At 68.4% G+C, this 13,547-nt stretch carries 16 protein-coding genes; 9 read left to right on the top strand and 7 right to left on the bottom strand.

All coding sequences use genetic code 11. The features are described 5' to 3' along the window. Positions 1-21: 21 nt before the first annotated feature. Positions 22-1,203 (top strand): PA0069 family radical SAM protein, encoded by a 1,182-nt coding sequence (locus HZI36_RS10570; RefSeq protein WP_246327039.1) that lies wholly within the window; start codon positions 22-24, stop codon positions 1,201-1,203. A 9-nt stretch (positions 1,204-1,212) separates the two neighbouring features. On the opposite strand, the gene HZI36_RS10565 is transcribed toward HZI36_RS10570, so the two are convergent. Together HZI36_RS10565 and HZI36_RS10560 are read right to left on the bottom strand one after the other, a co-directional pair. Continuing rightward, positions 1,213-1,695 (bottom strand): NINE protein, encoded by a 483-nt coding sequence (locus HZI36_RS10565; RefSeq protein ID WP_179402596.1) that lies wholly within the window; start codon positions 1,693-1,695, stop codon positions 1,213-1,215. 103 nt (positions 1,696-1,798) lie between these two features. Then, complete coding sequence (locus tag HZI36_RS10560; RefSeq protein ID WP_425485222.1) at positions 1,799-2,950, bottom strand: PQQ-dependent sugar dehydrogenase; 1,152 nt, start codon at positions 2,948-2,950, stop codon at positions 1,799-1,801. Positions 2,951-3,178: 228 nt separating this feature from the next. Between HZI36_RS10560 and rpsP the strand changes: the two genes are divergently transcribed. The 6 genes from rpsP (at position 3,179) to HZI36_RS10530 (ending at position 7,340) form a co-directional block, all read left to right on the top strand. Continuing rightward, a complete protein-coding gene (gene rpsP, locus HZI36_RS10555) occupies positions 3,179-3,433 on the top strand; it encodes a 30S ribosomal protein S16 (protein WP_179402594.1) in 255 nt (84 codons plus the stop codon). A gap of 46 nt (positions 3,434-3,479) precedes the next feature. After that, entirely contained in the window at positions 3,480-4,190 is a 711-nt protein-coding gene (rimM, locus tag HZI36_RS10550; RefSeq protein ID WP_179402593.1) for a ribosome maturation factor RimM, read from the top strand. A 1-nt stretch (position 4,191) separates the two neighbouring features. Further along, on the top strand, positions 4,192-4,986 hold the full coding sequence (gene trmD, locus HZI36_RS10545; protein ID WP_179402592.1) for a tRNA (guanosine(37)-N1)-methyltransferase TrmD: 795 nt from the start codon (positions 4,192-4,194) through the stop codon (positions 4,984-4,986). Between the two features lie 133 nt (positions 4,987-5,119). Next, the gene (gene rplS, locus HZI36_RS10540; RefSeq protein WP_179402591.1) at positions 5,120-5,506 is read left to right on the top strand and encodes a 50S ribosomal protein L19; all 387 of its coding nucleotides are present in this window, start codon (positions 5,120-5,122) and stop codon (positions 5,504-5,506) included. 87 nt (positions 5,507-5,593) lie between these two features. Further along, positions 5,594-6,280: a CoA pyrophosphatase gene (locus tag HZI36_RS10535; RefSeq protein WP_179402590.1), complete on the top strand. Its 687-nt coding sequence runs from the start codon at positions 5,594-5,596 to the stop codon at positions 6,278-6,280. A 121-nt stretch (positions 6,281-6,401) separates the two neighbouring features. Further along, entirely contained in the window at positions 6,402-7,340 is a 939-nt protein-coding gene (locus tag HZI36_RS10530; RefSeq protein WP_179402589.1) for a CobD/CbiB family protein, read from the top strand. Positions 7,341-7,425: 85 nt separating this feature from the next. Here the strand turns inward: HZI36_RS10530 and HZI36_RS10525 are convergent, their stop codons facing one another. The 3 genes from HZI36_RS10525 to HZI36_RS10515 are packed head-to-tail and all read right to left on the bottom strand — an operon-like array spanning position 7,426 to position 10,003. Further along, positions 7,426-7,743 (bottom strand): putative signal transducing protein, encoded by a 318-nt coding sequence (locus HZI36_RS10525; protein ID WP_179402588.1) that lies wholly within the window; start codon positions 7,741-7,743, stop codon positions 7,426-7,428. Between the two features lie 59 nt (positions 7,744-7,802). Further along, positions 7,803-8,747, bottom strand: a complete 945-nt coding sequence (gene rsgA, locus HZI36_RS10520) for a ribosome small subunit-dependent GTPase A (protein ID WP_179402587.1) — start codon at positions 8,745-8,747, stop codon at positions 7,803-7,805. Beyond that, on the bottom strand, positions 8,744-10,003 hold the full coding sequence (locus HZI36_RS10515) for a M48 family metallopeptidase (protein ID WP_179402586.1): 1,260 nt from the start codon (positions 10,001-10,003) through the stop codon (positions 8,744-8,746). Before HZI36_RS10515 ends, rsgA begins: the two co-directional genes overlap by 4 nt. Positions 10,004-10,122: 119 nt before the next feature. Between HZI36_RS10515 and orn the strand changes: the two genes are divergently transcribed. Next, positions 10,123-10,767 carry an oligoribonuclease gene (gene orn / locus HZI36_RS10510; RefSeq protein WP_179402585.1) on the top strand — a complete coding sequence of 215 codons (645 nt, stop codon included), beginning with the start codon at positions 10,123-10,125 and terminating at the stop codon, positions 10,765-10,767. A gap of 34 nt (positions 10,768-10,801) precedes the next feature. Here the strand turns inward: orn and mog are convergent, their stop codons facing one another. Both mog and yjgA read right to left on the bottom strand, forming a co-directional pair. Beyond that, positions 10,802-11,425, bottom strand: a complete 624-nt coding sequence (gene mog / locus HZI36_RS10505; protein WP_179402584.1) for a molybdopterin adenylyltransferase — start codon at positions 11,423-11,425, stop codon at positions 10,802-10,804. Beyond that, positions 11,409-12,014: a ribosome biogenesis factor YjgA gene (gene yjgA / locus HZI36_RS10500; RefSeq protein ID WP_281376267.1), complete on the bottom strand. Its 606-nt coding sequence runs from the start codon at positions 12,012-12,014 to the stop codon at positions 11,409-11,411. The genes mog and yjgA overlap by 17 nt, the downstream gene beginning before the upstream one ends. A gap of 151 nt (positions 12,015-12,165) precedes the next feature. Between yjgA and pmbA the strand changes: the two genes are divergently transcribed. Beyond that, complete coding sequence (gene pmbA, locus HZI36_RS10495; RefSeq protein ID WP_179402582.1) at positions 12,166-13,536, top strand: metalloprotease PmbA; 1,371 nt, start codon at positions 12,166-12,168, stop codon at positions 13,534-13,536. Positions 13,537-13,547 lie beyond the last annotated feature (11 nt).

Raw genomic sequence — 13,547 nt, 5'->3', positions numbered from 1 at the left:
GCGAGGCTGCCCGCGGAACAGATGAGCGATCGATCCGACGTCGAATTTCCGGTCGCGCCGCCGGTGCCCCGCAAGGGGCGCGGCGCGGTCGACAACCTTCAGGGGCGGTACGAGACGGCGCTGCGCGAAGCGGTCGACGACGGCTGGGCGTGCGCGCCGGCCGACGGCGACGCGCCCGCGCCGCTGCGCACGCAGGTGTTCCACGAGCGCGCGAAGAGCATCCTGACGCGCAACCAGTCGCCCGACATTCCGTTCAGCGTGTCGCTGAATCCGTATCGCGGCTGCGAGCACGGCTGCATCTACTGCTTCGCGCGGCCGACGCACAGCTATCTCGGCCTGTCGCCGGGGCTCGATTTCGAGAGCCGCATCTACGCGAAGGTGAACGCCGCCGAGCTGCTCGTGCGCGAGATTTCGCGCAAGCGCTACGTGCCGGAGCCGATCGCGCTGGGCGTCAGCACTGACGCGTATCAACCGGTCGAGCGCGAGCTGAAAATCACGCGCAGCGTGATCCAGGTGATGCACGATCACGGGCTGCCATTCGCGGCGATCACGAAATCGTCGCTGATCGAGCGCGATCTCGATTTGCTCGCGCCGATGGCCGAGCGGGGCCAGGTGATGGCGGCCGTCACGATCACGACGCTCGACGCCGATCTCGCGCGCACGCTCGAGCCGCGCGCGGCGACGCCGTCGCGCCGGCTGCGGACGATCCGCGCACTACGCGACGCGGGCGTGCCGGTCGGCGTGAGCGTCGCGCCGGTGATTCCGTTCGTCACCGAGCCGGACATCGAGCGCGTGCTCGAAGCCTGCGCGGAGGCTGGCGCGACGTACGCGAGCTACATCATCCTGCGCCTGCCGTGGGAGGTCGCGCCGCTGTTCCAGAACTGGCTCGCCGCGCATTTTCCGGATCGGGCGGAACGCGTGATGAACCGTGTGCGCGACATGCGCGGCGGCAAGGATTACGACTCGGCGTTCGGCAAGCGGATGAAGGGCGAGGGCATCTGGGCGGATCTGCTGCGGCAGCGGTTCCACCAAGCGGTCAAGCGGTTGGGGCTGAACGAGCGGTCGAACGGAACCCTCGACGTGTCTCAGTTCAAGGGGGCGGCCATCCGTGGGGCGGCCATCCACGGAGCCGCCGCCCTGCGAGCGGGGCTGATGTCGCGCGACGATGCGTCGGGCGGCGATTCGCAGTTGAGCCTGTTTTGAGCGCGGCGTTTACTGGGAGATCTGCTTCGCCGCTTCGATCTGCGATTCGAAATAGGTCTGGAACGAGATTGCGAGCGCGCTCATCAGCAGGAACGCGCCGATCAGCAGCGAGAAGATCACGACGAAGACCACGGTCCAGCCGGACCGGCTCTGTTTGCCGGTGTCCCCATTGAATTGCGCGTCCCATTTGTCATCGGCGCGCAGCCCGTAGACGATTGCCGCGAGAAACGCGGCGAGCAGCGAGATTGCGCCGGGGATCGCGAGCCACCAGCCGAGGCCGGCTGACGCGAGGCCGTCCGCGTGTTGCGAGGCGGCGAGCAGCAGAAAGCCGGGAATCCCGACGATCGTCGCAAGCAGGTGCGCCCAGCCGAACAGGTCGCGCCAGCCGTACAGATAGAAACGGTGCGCGCCGAGCGAACCGAGCAGGAATGCGAGGGCGGCGGTGAGCGTCTTCGAGCGGAAACGGCGGGGGGCGAGCGAACTGCTGGACATGGAGCGCGTGTAATCGTTGGCATGGACCGCCGGCGGCGGCGGGGGCGATTGCCCGGCACGCATTCTACGATGCCCGGCGCGGCGAGGTCATCCCCGGTCTGCGTCAAGGTGCCGCATAGGTGATCCGGTAGATCGCGCCCGCATAGTCGTCGCTGACGAGCAGCGAGCCGTCCGGCAACGGCAGCACGTCGGCCGGGCGGCCCCAGACGGTGCCGTCGGGCCGCAGCCAGCCGGTGACGAACGGTGTCTGCCGCGCGGTGCGGCCGTCGGCCGATGCGATGACGCGCATCACGCGATAGCCGACCTTCGTGCTGCGGTTCCACGAGCCATGTTCGGCGATGAAGATGTTGTTCCGGTAATCGGCGGGGAACATCGTGCCGGTATAGAAGCGCATGCCGAGCGACGCGACGTGTGCGCCGAGCTTCAGCACCGGGCCGACGAAGCGTTGGCACGCGTTGGCGTCACCGAATTCGGGGTCGGGCGTGTCGCCGCCGTGGCAGTACGGGAAGCCGAAGTCGAGGCCGGCGCGCGGCGCGCGGTTGAGCTTGTCGTCGGGCACGTCGTCGCCCATCATGTCGCGGCCGTTGTCGGTGAACCAGAGCTCGCCCGTGTCCGGGTGCCACGCGAAGCCGACCGTATTGCGCACGCCGCGCGCGACGATCTCGCGGTGGCTGCCGTCGGCGTCCATCCGCGCGATCAGCGCATAGCGGTCGCGATCGGCGAGGCAGACGTTGCACGGCGCGCCCGTCGGCACGTAAAGCTTGCCGTCGGGGCCGAACGCGATGAATTTCCAGCCGTGGTGCCGCTCGGTCGGCAGCGTGTCGGTGACGATCACCGGCTTCGGCGGCGCGGCCAGCCGGTCGTCGATCCGGTCGAAACGCAGGATTCGCGATACGGCGGACACGTCCAGCGCGCCATCGCGATAGGCGACGCCGACCGGCATCTCGAGCCCGGACGCGATCACGTAGTGCGCGCGCACCTGAGCGTCGCGGATCACGAGCGCATGTACGCGGCCTTCCATGCTGCCGACGTACAGAATGCCGCGCGGCGACCAGGCCATCTCGCGCGCGGCCGGTACGGCGTCGGTCAGCACCGACACGCGGAAGCCGGGCGGCAGCGAAAGCTGCTCGATCGGCAGCGGCCGGGCGGCGGCCGCCGTCGCGGCGGTGAGGCAGGTGAGGCAGGTGAGGCAGGTGAGGCAGGTGAGGGCGCGGGCGGCGACGCGAGAGACGGTGCGGGCAGCGCGGGCGGGCAAGTTGACGGTTAGCCTGACGGTCAGGTTGACCGTCAGGCTAACTAAGCGGCGCAGCACGACATGGGCGGGCGGCATGGCGACGGAGAAGAATCCGGGATACGACGCATTGTAGGCCCGGCCGGGCGGCGTCCGTGGATTTTTGGTCGTAAGTATTTGTTGTGCCTCCGGTTTCCAGCTATAATCTCCCGTTTCAGTAGTTTCGAACCCGGTTTCCCCGAAGGATTTCATATGGTTATCATCCGTCTGGCTCGCGGCGGCTCGAAGAAGCGCCCGTTCTACAACATCGTCGCTACCGATTCGCGTAACCGTCGTGACGGCCGCTTCATCGAGCGCGTCGGCTTCTACAACCCGGTTGCAACGAAGGGCGAATCGCTGCGTATCGCTCAAGATCGTCTGTCGTACTGGCAAGGCGTTGGCGCGCAACTGTCGCCGACCGTCGAGCGTCTCGTGAAGCAAGCGCAAAAGGCGCAACCGGCTGCCTGAGCGTGATGACGCGGTGTGCCGGCCGTGCCGGCCGTGAGGTTCGCTGATGGCCCAGCACGATTCCGATGGCGTCAAGCGCGGGCGGGCATCGTTCGGCGCGTTCGTCCGCAAGCCGGTCGAGCGTAGCGAAACGGCCGGTGCCGACGCGCAGCGGGACCCCGGCGCGCAGCAGGACACCGACGCGCGGCAGGGCAGTCTCGAAGCCGTGACGGCCTGGCCCGACGATGCGGTCGAGGTCGGTGCGGTGCTCGATGCGTACGGCCTCAAGGGCTGGGTCAAGATCGGGGCCCATGCCGATGCGGGGCGCGGTGGCGATGTGCTGCTCAGCGCGCGCCGCTGGTGGCTGCAGCGGGGCGCGGATCGGCGGTCCGCGAAGATCACGCAGGCGAAGACGCACGGCGACACGATCGTCGCGCATCTCGCCGGTGTCGATGACCGCGATGCGGCGTACGCGCTGCGCGGTTTTCGCGTGTTCGTGCGACGGGAGGATTTCCCGACGCTCGACGACGCGGACGAGTTTTACTGGGTCGATCTGATCGGTCTCGATGTCGTCAACGAGCAATCGGTGGCGCTCGGCAAGGTGGCCGACATGATCGACAACGGCGTGCATTCGATCATGCGCGTCGAATATCCGGCGACCGGCAAGGATGGCCAGCCGGCGACCGCCGAACGGCTGATTCCGTTCGTCGGCGTGTACGTCAAAACGGTGGATCAGGCGGCGCGTCGTATCGTCGTCGACTGGGAAGCCGATTACTGAAATGAACCAGGTCACGGAGAGCGCGGTGCAGTTCGATGTCGTCACGCTCTTTCCCGAAATGTTCCGCGCGCTGACCGACTGGGGCATCACCAGCCGGGCCGTCAAGCAGGAGCGCTTCGGGTTGCGGACCTGGAATCCGCGCGATTTCACGACGGACAACTACCGCACGGTCGACGACCGGCCGTACGGCGGCGGTCCGGGCATGGTGATGCTGGCGAAGCCGCTCGAGGCCGCGATCGATGCCGCGAAGGCGGCGCAGGCGGCGCAGGGTATCGCGAGCACGCGCGTCGTGATGATGTCGCCGCAGGGCGCGCCGCTCACGCACGCACGCGTCGCGAAGATGGCGCACGAGCCCGGCATCGTCGTGCTGTGCGGCCGCTACGAGGCGATCGATCAGCGTTTGCTCGATCGCTGCGTCGACGAGGAAATCAGCGTCGGCGATTTCGTGTTGTCCGGCGGCGAGCTGCCGGCGATGGCGATGATGGACGCGGTCGTGCGTCTGCTGCCCGGCGTGCTGAACGACGCGCAGTCGGCGGTGCAGGACAGTTTCGCGGACGGCCTGCTCGACTGCCCGCACTACACACGCCCCGAGGAGTACGACGGGATGCGGGTGCCGGACGTGCTGCTCGGCGGGCATCATGCCGAGATCGAGCGCTGGCGGCGCCAGCAAGCATTGAAAAACACGTGGCTGAAGCGCCCGGACCTGATCCAGCGGGCGCGTCGCGACAAGTTGTTGAGCCGGGCCGACGAGGCGTGGCTCGCAAACCTCGCGCGTGAAGCGAAGGACGCCTCCTGAGGCGGCTTCACGGGTGGGACAAGGCGGTGCCGTGCATGCGTGCGCGGCGCCTGATGTGAACCCATCCTCTATCGGGGCCGGGCCTGGAAGCAGGCGGGCGCAAACGCCGACAAGATGGCTTTAGGAGTCAGTGATGAATCTGATTGAAAAACTTGAGCAGGAAGAGATCGAGCGCGCGCTCGCAGGCAAGTCGATTCCCGCGTTCGCCCCGGGCGACACGGTGATCGTGAACGTGAACGTCGTCGAAGGCACGCGCAAGCGCGTTCAGGCGTACGAAGGCGTCGTGATCGCGAAGCGCAACCGTGGCCTGAACTCGTCGTTCATCGTCCGCAAGATCTCGTCGGGCGAAGGCGTCGAGCGTACGTTCCAGACCTACTCGCCGCTGCTGGCCAGCATCGTCGTGAAGCGTCGCGGCGACGTGCGTCGCGCGAAGCTGTACTACCTGCGCGAGCGTTCGGGCAAGTCGGCTCGAATCAAGGAAAAGCTGGTGTCGAAGGATCGCGCCGCTGCTCAAGCGTAAGCGCTGTAAGGAAAAAGCACCCAACCGGGTGCTTTTTTCATTCCGGCGCGACAATACGCTCTGTCGACCCGCATTCAGAGAGCTCCTTTGACCCGCCGCCCCATCATCGATCCCGAAGTCCTGCCCGTCGAAGGCACCGGCGTGAATCTGCCGGCCATCGACGGCCACCTGCTGACGCCGTCCGGGTTGCGCGAGCGCTTCGCGACGCCGCTGTCCTGGACCCGCGAGCCCGCCGAGCAGCGCCTCCAGGAATACAAGACGTTGCGCAGCGCGTCGGTGCTCATTCCGCTCGTCGTGCGCGAGTCCGGTCTCGCCGTGCTGCTCACGCAGCGTACCGACCATCTGAACGACCACGCCGGCCAGATCAGTTTCCCCGGCGGCCGGCGCGAGCCGTTCGACGCCGACGCGACGGCGACCGCGCTGCGCGAGGCGAAGGAGGAGATCGGCCTCGCCGGCGAGCGCGTCGAGATCCTCGGCGCGCTGCCCGACTACGCGACCGGCACCGGGTTCTGCGTGGCGCCGGTCGTTGGCCTCGTGCATCCGCCGTTCACGGTCGAGGCCGATCCGTTCGAGGTCGCCGAGGTATTCGAAGTGCCGCTCGCGTTCCTGATGAACCCCGCGAATCACGAAGTGCGCGTGTTCCGCTGGGACGGCGGCGAGCGTCGTTTTTTTGCGATGCCGTATCCGGACGCCCAAGCCGATCCGCATTACTTCATCTGGGGCGCAACTGCCGGCATGTTGCGCAATCTGTACCGCTTCTTGTCCGCCCGCTGAGCGCGTCGCGCGTACGCCGCGCGAGCGCGCGCGGCGGTGTGCGGGGCGGGCATCGATGCGTCGCTTACGCTGTGCTATCGTTACGCGCAAAATCACATAATTCGATCGCACGGCGACAAGCATGACTTTCTTTTCGGTTCTCCTTGCCCTCATCATCGAGCAGGTCCGCGCGCTGTCGCCGAGCAATCCGGTGTTCGCGCTGTTTCAGTTTCATGCGGAAACCGTCGCGCACGGCCTCGACGCCGGCAAGCAGAAGCACGGCGTGCTCGCGTGGCTCGCGGTCGTGCTGCCGTGGGTGATCGTCGTCGCACTGATCTACTTCCTGCTGTACAAGGTGAGCTTCGTGCTCGCGTTCATCTGGAACGTCGTCGTCGTCTACTTCACGCTCGGCTTTCGCCAGTTCAGCCACTATTTCACCGATATCCATCTCGCGCTCAATAACGACGACGTGCCACAGGCGCGCGAGATCCTGCACGAGTGGACGGGGATCGACACGGTCGACATGCCGGTCGGCGAGATCGTCCGGCATACGCTGATCCACGCGGTCGTCGCGTCGCACCGGCACGTGTTCGGCGTGTTCTTCTGGTATGTGCTGCCGATCGGCCCGGCGGGCGCGGTGCTGTACCGGATCTCCGAATATCTCGCGCGCAGCTGGTCCACGCCGGCGGTCGACCGCACCGCCGCGTTCTCGACGTTCGCGCAGCGCGCGTTCTTCGTGATCGACTGGGTGCCCGCGCGGCTCACGTCGCTCGGCTTCGCGATCGTCGGCAACTTCGAGGATGCGATCTACGCATGGCGCCACCACACGCGTCAGTGGCCCGACCCGAACGACGGCGTGCTGCTCGCGGCCGGCAGCGGCGCGCTCGGCGCGCGGCTCGCGGGCCCGCTCGCGGAGCCGTCGAGCGTCGACGCGCTCGCGGTCGGCGACAGCGGCCCGCTGTCGGTCGGCGACGACTGCACGCCGCGCACGCTGCAATCCGCGGTCGGCCTCGTGTGGCGCGCGGTGATCCTGTGGATGATCCTGCTGCTGATGCTGACGATCGCCGTCTGGGTGTCCTGATTGTCCTGATTGTCCTGACATGCCGCGTCCGACGAAAAAGCACAAGGCCGGCTTCGACGCCGGCCTTGTGCTTTTGTGCGCCGCGTCAGCCGTCGCGCGGGTCGCGCACCGCGCCGCAGTGCCAGCACGCGGTGAACTGCGCTTCGAGCTCCTCGCCGCAGTGCCGGCAGCGCCACGGTGTCGCGCCGGCCGCCGGGCCGCGCATCGCGGCGTCGAGCAGGCGGCTCGCGATCATGTCGTCGCGCTCGTCATCGAGCCAGACCTCGGGCGCGCAGGCGTCGGCGGGCAGGCCGCCCAGTGCGCCCGTCGCATAGAAATTGTGCAGCTCGCAGTCGATGCCCGCCGCCTCGAGCACGTTCGCCCAATGCTGCGCGGTTGCGAGATTCGGTGCTCTGAAACGCATGATGACGACGCCTCCCGCCAGCTGCCCGGGCCACGCACCGCGCCCGGGCCCTCCGCACGTCAGCGCACGACCTGGCTCGCCTCGTGCACCAGTTGCGCGTACAACGCATGCCGCGACGGCGCGATGCGGCCGTTGGCGACCGCGTCGAGGATCGCGCAGCCCGGCTCGTGCAGATGATGACAATTATAGAAACGGCAGTCCGCGAGCAGCGGCCGGAACTCCGGGAACGCGCGCTCGAGCCGGCCTTCCGTCAGATGATAGAGGCCGAACTCCTGGAAACCCGGCGAATCGATCAGCGCGCCGCCGGCCGGCAGCGGATAGAGACGGGTGAACGTCGTCGTGTGCCGCCCGCTGTTCAGCGCGGCCGAGATTTCGCGCGTCGCGGCTTCCGCGTCGGGCACCAGCAGGTTCACGAGCGTCGACTTGCCCATCCCGGACTGGCCGAGCAGGATCGTCGAGCGGCCGGCGAGGTGCGGCGCGAGCTGCGCGCGCGTGTCGTCCGGGCGGCCCTTCACCGATAGCTCGAGCACGTCGTAGCCGAGCGCGCGGTATGGCGCGAGCCGCGCGCGCGCGGCCGGCAGCGCGGTGTCGACGTCGATCTTGTTCAGCACGACGAGCGGCTTCAGCGCGTTGGCCTCCGCGGCGATCAGCGCGCGGCCGAGCAGATCCTCGCTGAAGTACGGCTCGGTCGCGAGCACGATCAGCAGTTGATCGAGGTTCGCGGCGAACAGCTTCGACTTGAACTGATCCGAGCGATACAGCAGGTTGTGCCGTTCGCCGATCTCGACGATCACGCCCTGGTCGGCCGACATGCGCTCGTACGCGATGCGGTCGCCGACCGCGACGTCGCTTTTCTTGCCGCGAGGGAAGCACTGCAGCATCGGGCCGCCGTCGTCGGGGGCGACGATGTAGTGGCGGCCGTGCGCGGCGATCACGCGGCCTTCGGCGCGCTCGGCGGAGGCGGCGCGCGGGGCCGGCTGGCGGCGGGAGGTCGGGCGGCTCATGCGTGGCGCAGCAGCCGGTCGATCCGCTGCGATGCGGGCGGGTGCGAGTAGTAGAACGCGGTGTAGAGCGGGTCGGGCGTCAGCGTCGACGCGTTGTCCTCATACAGCTTCACGAGCGCGCTGACGAGATCCTGCGCGTCGGTCTGGCTCGCCGCGAACGCGTCGGCCTCGAACTCGTGCCGGCGCGAGCTCAGGCTGCCGACCGGCGTCGCGAAGAACAGGAACACCGGCATCGCAAGGAAGAACAGCACGAGCGCGACGCCGGCGTTGCTGCCCGACAGCGACGGCGTGACGCCGAGCCCCATGTAGAACCAGGTCCGCTGCGCGAGCCAGCCGAGCAGCGCGAGCAGCGCGACGCTCAGTACGAACGACACGAGCATCCGCTTCATCACGTGGCGGCGCTTGAAGTGGCCGAGCTCGTGCGCGAGCACCGCCTCGATCTCCTCGCCGGACAGCCGCGCGAGCAGCGTGTCGAAGAACACGATCCGCTTCGACGCGCCGAAACCGGTGAAGTACGCGTTGCCGTGCGCGGAGCGGCGGCTGCCGTCCATCACGAACAACCCCTTCGCCGCGAAGCCGCAGCGCTTCATCAGCGCCTCGATCCGCGAGCGCAGCGCGTCGTCGGCGAGCGGCTCGAACTTGTTGAACAGCGGCGCGATGAAGGTCGGGTAGATCAGCAGCACGAGGAGCTGGAACGCGGTCCAGACGACCCACGTCCACAGCCACCACAGGTGGCCCGCCTCGTTCATCAGCCACAGCACCGCGAACAGCAGCGGCAGGCCGAGCGCGATGCCGAGCAGCGCGTTCTTCACGAGATCGGTGAAGAACAGGCGCTTGGTCATCCGGTTGAAGCCGAAGCGCGCCTCGATGCCGAACTGCCGGTAGTACTCGAACGGCAGGTCGACCGCGCTCATGACCGCGAACACCGCCGCGACGAGCGCGACCTGCTGTGCGTAGCCGCGGCCGAGCCAGCCGGCCAGCAGCGCGTCGAGCAGGCCGACGCCGCCCAGCAGCGTCAGCGCGACGAGGAGCGCCGCGCTGACGACGATCTCGGCCATCGTGAGCCGCGTGCGCTCGACCGTGTAGTCGGCGGCGCGCTGGTGCGCGTTGAGCGGGATCGTCGAGCTGAACTGCGCGGGCACGCGGTTGCGGTGCGCAGCCACGAAGCGGATCTGCCGCGACGCGAGCCACAGCTTGGTGACGACCATCGCGGCGATCGCGAGCGCGAACAGCAGGGTGAACGAAAAGGGTGACATCGAAGGAGCCAAAGGGTTCTATGCGAGAATTATATGTTCTTGCGGACCGCGCCCGCTGATGCGGCGCCGGCCGCCCCGGCGGCGCGCACGCGCCGCTTGCCATTTTCCAGGATGACGCAATGACCGACACTTCCGCCGCCGCCACGCCCGCGCTCGTGCGCAACGAGCTGAACCTCGTGTGGCTCGACATGGAGATGACGGGTCTCGACCCGGACAACGACCGCATCATCGAGGTCGCGGTCGTCGTGACGAACTCGACGCTCGACATCGCGGTCGAGGGCCCGGTGCTCGCGATCCACCAGAGCGACGCGACGCTCGCGAAGATGGACGACTGGAACAAGACGACGCACGGCCGCTCGGGCCTGATCGACCGCGTGCGCGCGTCGACGGTGACCGAAGCCGACGCCGCCGCGCAGCTCCAGGCGTTCCTCGCACAGTACGCGTCGCCGGGCAAGTCGCCGATGTGCGGCAACTCGATCTGCCAGGACCGCCGCTTCATGGCGCGCTGGATGCCGGAGCTCGAGCGCTTCTTCCACTACCGCAATCTCGACGTCAGCACGCTGAAAGAACTGTGCCGCCGCTGGCAGCCGGCGATCTACAAGGGCTTCCAGAAGCGCGCGATGCACACGGCGCTCGCCGACATTCACGAGTCGATCGACGAGCTCAAGTACTACCGCGAGCATTTCCTCGTGCCGGCCGCGTCCGCATCGTCCGCAGCGTCCACCGCCCCGGCTTCCGGTGGCGACGCAGCGCCGACCGCCTGAACCGGGCGGCGGCACCGGCGGGCCCGCCGGTGCGTCATTTCGGTGCGCGCTGCGCGCTCTTCGGCCGGAACGCCGCGACCACCGTGGCGTCGGTCTCGATGTACGGGCCGCCGATCAGGTCGATGCAGTACGGCACCGCCGCGAAGATGCCCGGCACGACGGTCTTGCCGTCGGCATCGCGCAAGCCTTCGAGCGTCTCCTTGATCGACTTCGGCTGGCCGGGCAGGTTGACGATCAGCGCCGCGTGATCGGCCGCGGCCGTCTCGCGGATCACCGCGACCTGCCGCGACAGGATCGCGGTCGGCACGAAGCGCAGGCTGATCTGCCGCATCTGCTCGCCGAAGCCCGGCATTTCCTTCGTCGCGACCGCGAGCGTCGCCTCGGGCGTCACGTCGCGGCGCGCGGGGCCGGTGCCGCCCGTCGTCAGCACGAGGTCGCAGCCGGCAACGTCCACCAGCTCGACGAGCGTCGCCGAGATCGTCGGCGCGTCGTCCTGGATCAGCCGCGTCTCGCCGCGCCACGGCGACGTCAGCGCCGCGCCGAGCCAGTCCTGCAGCGCCGGAATCCCCTTGTCCTCGTAGACGCCGCTGCTCGCGCGGTCGCTGATCGACACGAGGCCGACCACCAGCTCGTCCGGATGGTTACGCTTCGTCGTCATCGTCGTCGTCCTCCGCGGTGTCGGGCGAGTCGCTTTCGTCGTCGGGTACGCCGCTCGCGGTCTTGATCCACTGGAACAGCTCTCGGAAGTAGCGCGGCGGCTTGCCCTGCTCGGCCTCCTTGCGCGCGTTGCGGATCAGCGTGCGGCCTTCCTGCACGTCCGCGTCCGGATGCCGTCGGACGAATTCGGTCAGCGCCGCGTCGTCGGCGAGCAACTGCTCGCGCGTGCGCTCGATCCAGTGCAGCCGCGCGGTCGCGGCCTTGCTCACGCCGCGCTGCGCGTCGAGCGCGGCGCGCAGCGCGCCGGTTTCGTCGTCGGTCAGCGAGCGCATCACGCGGCCGATGTACTGGATCTGCCGGCGCTTGCCTTCGTGATCGGTGATCCGGCGCGCCTCGCGCACCGCGTCGGCGAGCGTCTCGGGCATCGGCATGCGCTTCAGCGCGTCTTTCGGCAGGTCGACGAGCGCCTGGCCGAGCACCTGCAGCGCGAGCATGTCGCGCTTCAACTGGGATTTGCTGGGGCGATCGTAGCCGTTGTCGACGTCGTCGTCGGCATGCTCGATCGGCTGGATACGGGTTTTGCGTGTCATGGGCGGCATTGTATCGCGGCGCGGGGCGCCGCACGCTTGCCTGCAGCTTCCCCGCAGCTTCCCCGGTCAGGCGGCCCGGACCTTGCTATGATCGCGGGTACGCATTTTTCGACACACGCGGGCTGCCGGCCCGCCACCGGATATCACGAAGATGGCTGCCAATCTCGACACGCAAGTGCGCTACTTCCCGCATACGCAGGATCAGCTCAAAGAAATCGCCTCGGACATCCTCCGCCACGCGAAGGCGCTCGGCGCGACGGACGCCGCGACCGAAATCTCCGAAGGCGACGGCCTGTCGGTGTCGGTGCGGCGCGGCGAGGTCGAGACGATCGAGCACAACCGCGACAAGATGGTCGGTGTCACCGTGTTTCTCGGCAAGAAGCGCGGCAACGCGAGCACGTCGGACTTCTCGCCGCAGGCGCTGAAGGACACGGTCGCCGCCGCGTACAACATCGCGCGCTTCACGGCCGAGGATGATGCGGCCGGGCTCGCCGAGGCCGAGCTGCTCGAGACCGACCCGCGCAACCTCGACCTTTACCATCCGTGGGCGCTCACCGCCGATGAGGCGGTCGAGCTCGCGCGCCGCGCGGAGGACGCCGCGTTCGCGGTCAGCCCGCAGATCCGCAACTCGGAAGGCGCGAGCGTGTCCGCGCAGCATTCGCAGTTCGTGCTCGGCACGACGCGCGGCTTCCTCGCCGGCTATCCGTACTCGCGCCACTACGTCGCGTGCGCGCCGATCGCGGGCAGCGGCCGGCACATGCAGCGCGACGACTGGTATTCGTCCAAGCGCAATGCCGACGATCTCGCGGCGCCGGAAGCGGTCGGGCGCTACGCGGCCGAGCGTGCGCTCGCGCGGATGGGCGCGCGTCGTCTCGATACGCGCAAGGTGCCCGTGCTGTTCGAGGCGCCGCTCGCGGCCGGCCTGCTCGGCGCGTTCGTGCAGGCGGTGAGCGGCGGCGCGCTGTACCGGAAGACGTCGTTCCTCGTCGACAGCCTCGGCAAGCCGGTGTTCGCGCCGCACGTGCAGATCGTCGAGGATCCGCACGTGCCGCGCGCGATGGGCAGCGCGCCGTTCGACGAGGAGGGCGTGCGCACGCGCGCGCGCGGCGTCGTGAAGGACGGCGTCGTCGAGGGCTACTTCCTGTCCACGTATTCGGCGCGCAAGCTCGGCACGCAGACGACCGGCAACGCGGGCGGCTCGCACAACCTCGCGCTGAGGAGCTCGCTCACGCAGCCGGGCGACGATTTCGACGCGATGCTGAAGAAGCTCGGCACCGGCCTGCTGCTGACCGAGCTGATGGGGCAGGGCGTGAACTACGTGACCGGCGACTATTCGCGCGGCGCGGCGGGCTTCTGGGTCGAGAACGGCGTGATCCAGCATCCGGTCGAGGAGATCACGGTCGCGAGCACGCTACAGGACATGTTCCACCACATCGTCGCGATCGGCGCGGATTCGATCGTGCGCGGCACGAAGGAGACGGGCTCGGTGCTGATCGAGCAGATGACGATCGCCGGGCAGTAAGCAGTCAGCGT

Source organism: Burkholderia guangdongensis, from assembly GCF_013403875.1.
In the GTDB taxonomy this organism is placed as follows: domain Bacteria; phylum Pseudomonadota; class Gammaproteobacteria; order Burkholderiales; family Burkholderiaceae; genus Burkholderia; species Burkholderia guangdongensis.
This window is presented reverse-complemented; position numbering and strand designations above follow the sequence as displayed.

Excerpts from the sequence above, each read along its gene's own strand:
- rplS (WP_179402591.1), top strand. The coding sequence starts at position 5,120 with ATGAATCTGATTGAAAAACTTGAGCAGGAAGAGATCGAGCGCGCGCTC.
- yjgA (WP_281376267.1), bottom strand. The coding sequence starts at position 12,014 with ATGACACGCAAAACCCGTATCCAGCCGATCGAGCATGCCGACGACGAC.
- HZI36_RS10525 (WP_179402588.1), bottom strand. The coding sequence starts at position 7,743 with ATGCGTTTCAGAGCACCGAATCTCGCAACCGCGCAGCATTGGGCGAAC.
- rimM (WP_179402593.1), top strand. The coding sequence starts at position 3,480 with ATGGCCCAGCACGATTCCGATGGCGTCAAGCGCGGGCGGGCATCGTTC.
- HZI36_RS10515 (WP_179402586.1), bottom strand. The coding sequence starts at position 10,003 with ATGTCACCCTTTTCGTTCACCCTGCTGTTCGCGCTCGCGATCGCCGCG.
- pmbA (WP_179402582.1), top strand. The coding sequence starts at position 12,166 with ATGGCTGCCAATCTCGACACGCAAGTGCGCTACTTCCCGCATACGCAG.
- rsgA (WP_179402587.1), bottom strand. The coding sequence starts at position 8,747 with ATGAGCCGCCCGACCTCCCGCCGCCAGCCGGCCCCGCGCGCCGCCTCC.
- trmD (WP_179402592.1), top strand. The coding sequence starts at position 4,192 with ATGAACCAGGTCACGGAGAGCGCGGTGCAGTTCGATGTCGTCACGCTC.
- HZI36_RS10530 (WP_179402589.1), top strand. The coding sequence starts at position 6,402 with ATGACTTTCTTTTCGGTTCTCCTTGCCCTCATCATCGAGCAGGTCCGC.
- mog (WP_179402584.1), bottom strand. The coding sequence starts at position 11,425 with ATGACGACGAAGCGTAACCATCCGGACGAGCTGGTGGTCGGCCTCGTG.
- HZI36_RS10565 (WP_179402596.1), bottom strand. The coding sequence starts at position 1,695 with ATGTCCAGCAGTTCGCTCGCCCCCCGCCGTTTCCGCTCGAAGACGCTC.
- HZI36_RS10570 (WP_246327039.1), top strand. The coding sequence starts at position 22 with ATGAGCGATCGATCCGACGTCGAATTTCCGGTCGCGCCGCCGGTGCCC.
- orn (WP_179402585.1), top strand. The coding sequence starts at position 10,123 with ATGACCGACACTTCCGCCGCCGCCACGCCCGCGCTCGTGCGCAACGAG.
- rpsP (WP_179402594.1), top strand. The coding sequence starts at position 3,179 with ATGGTTATCATCCGTCTGGCTCGCGGCGGCTCGAAGAAGCGCCCGTTC.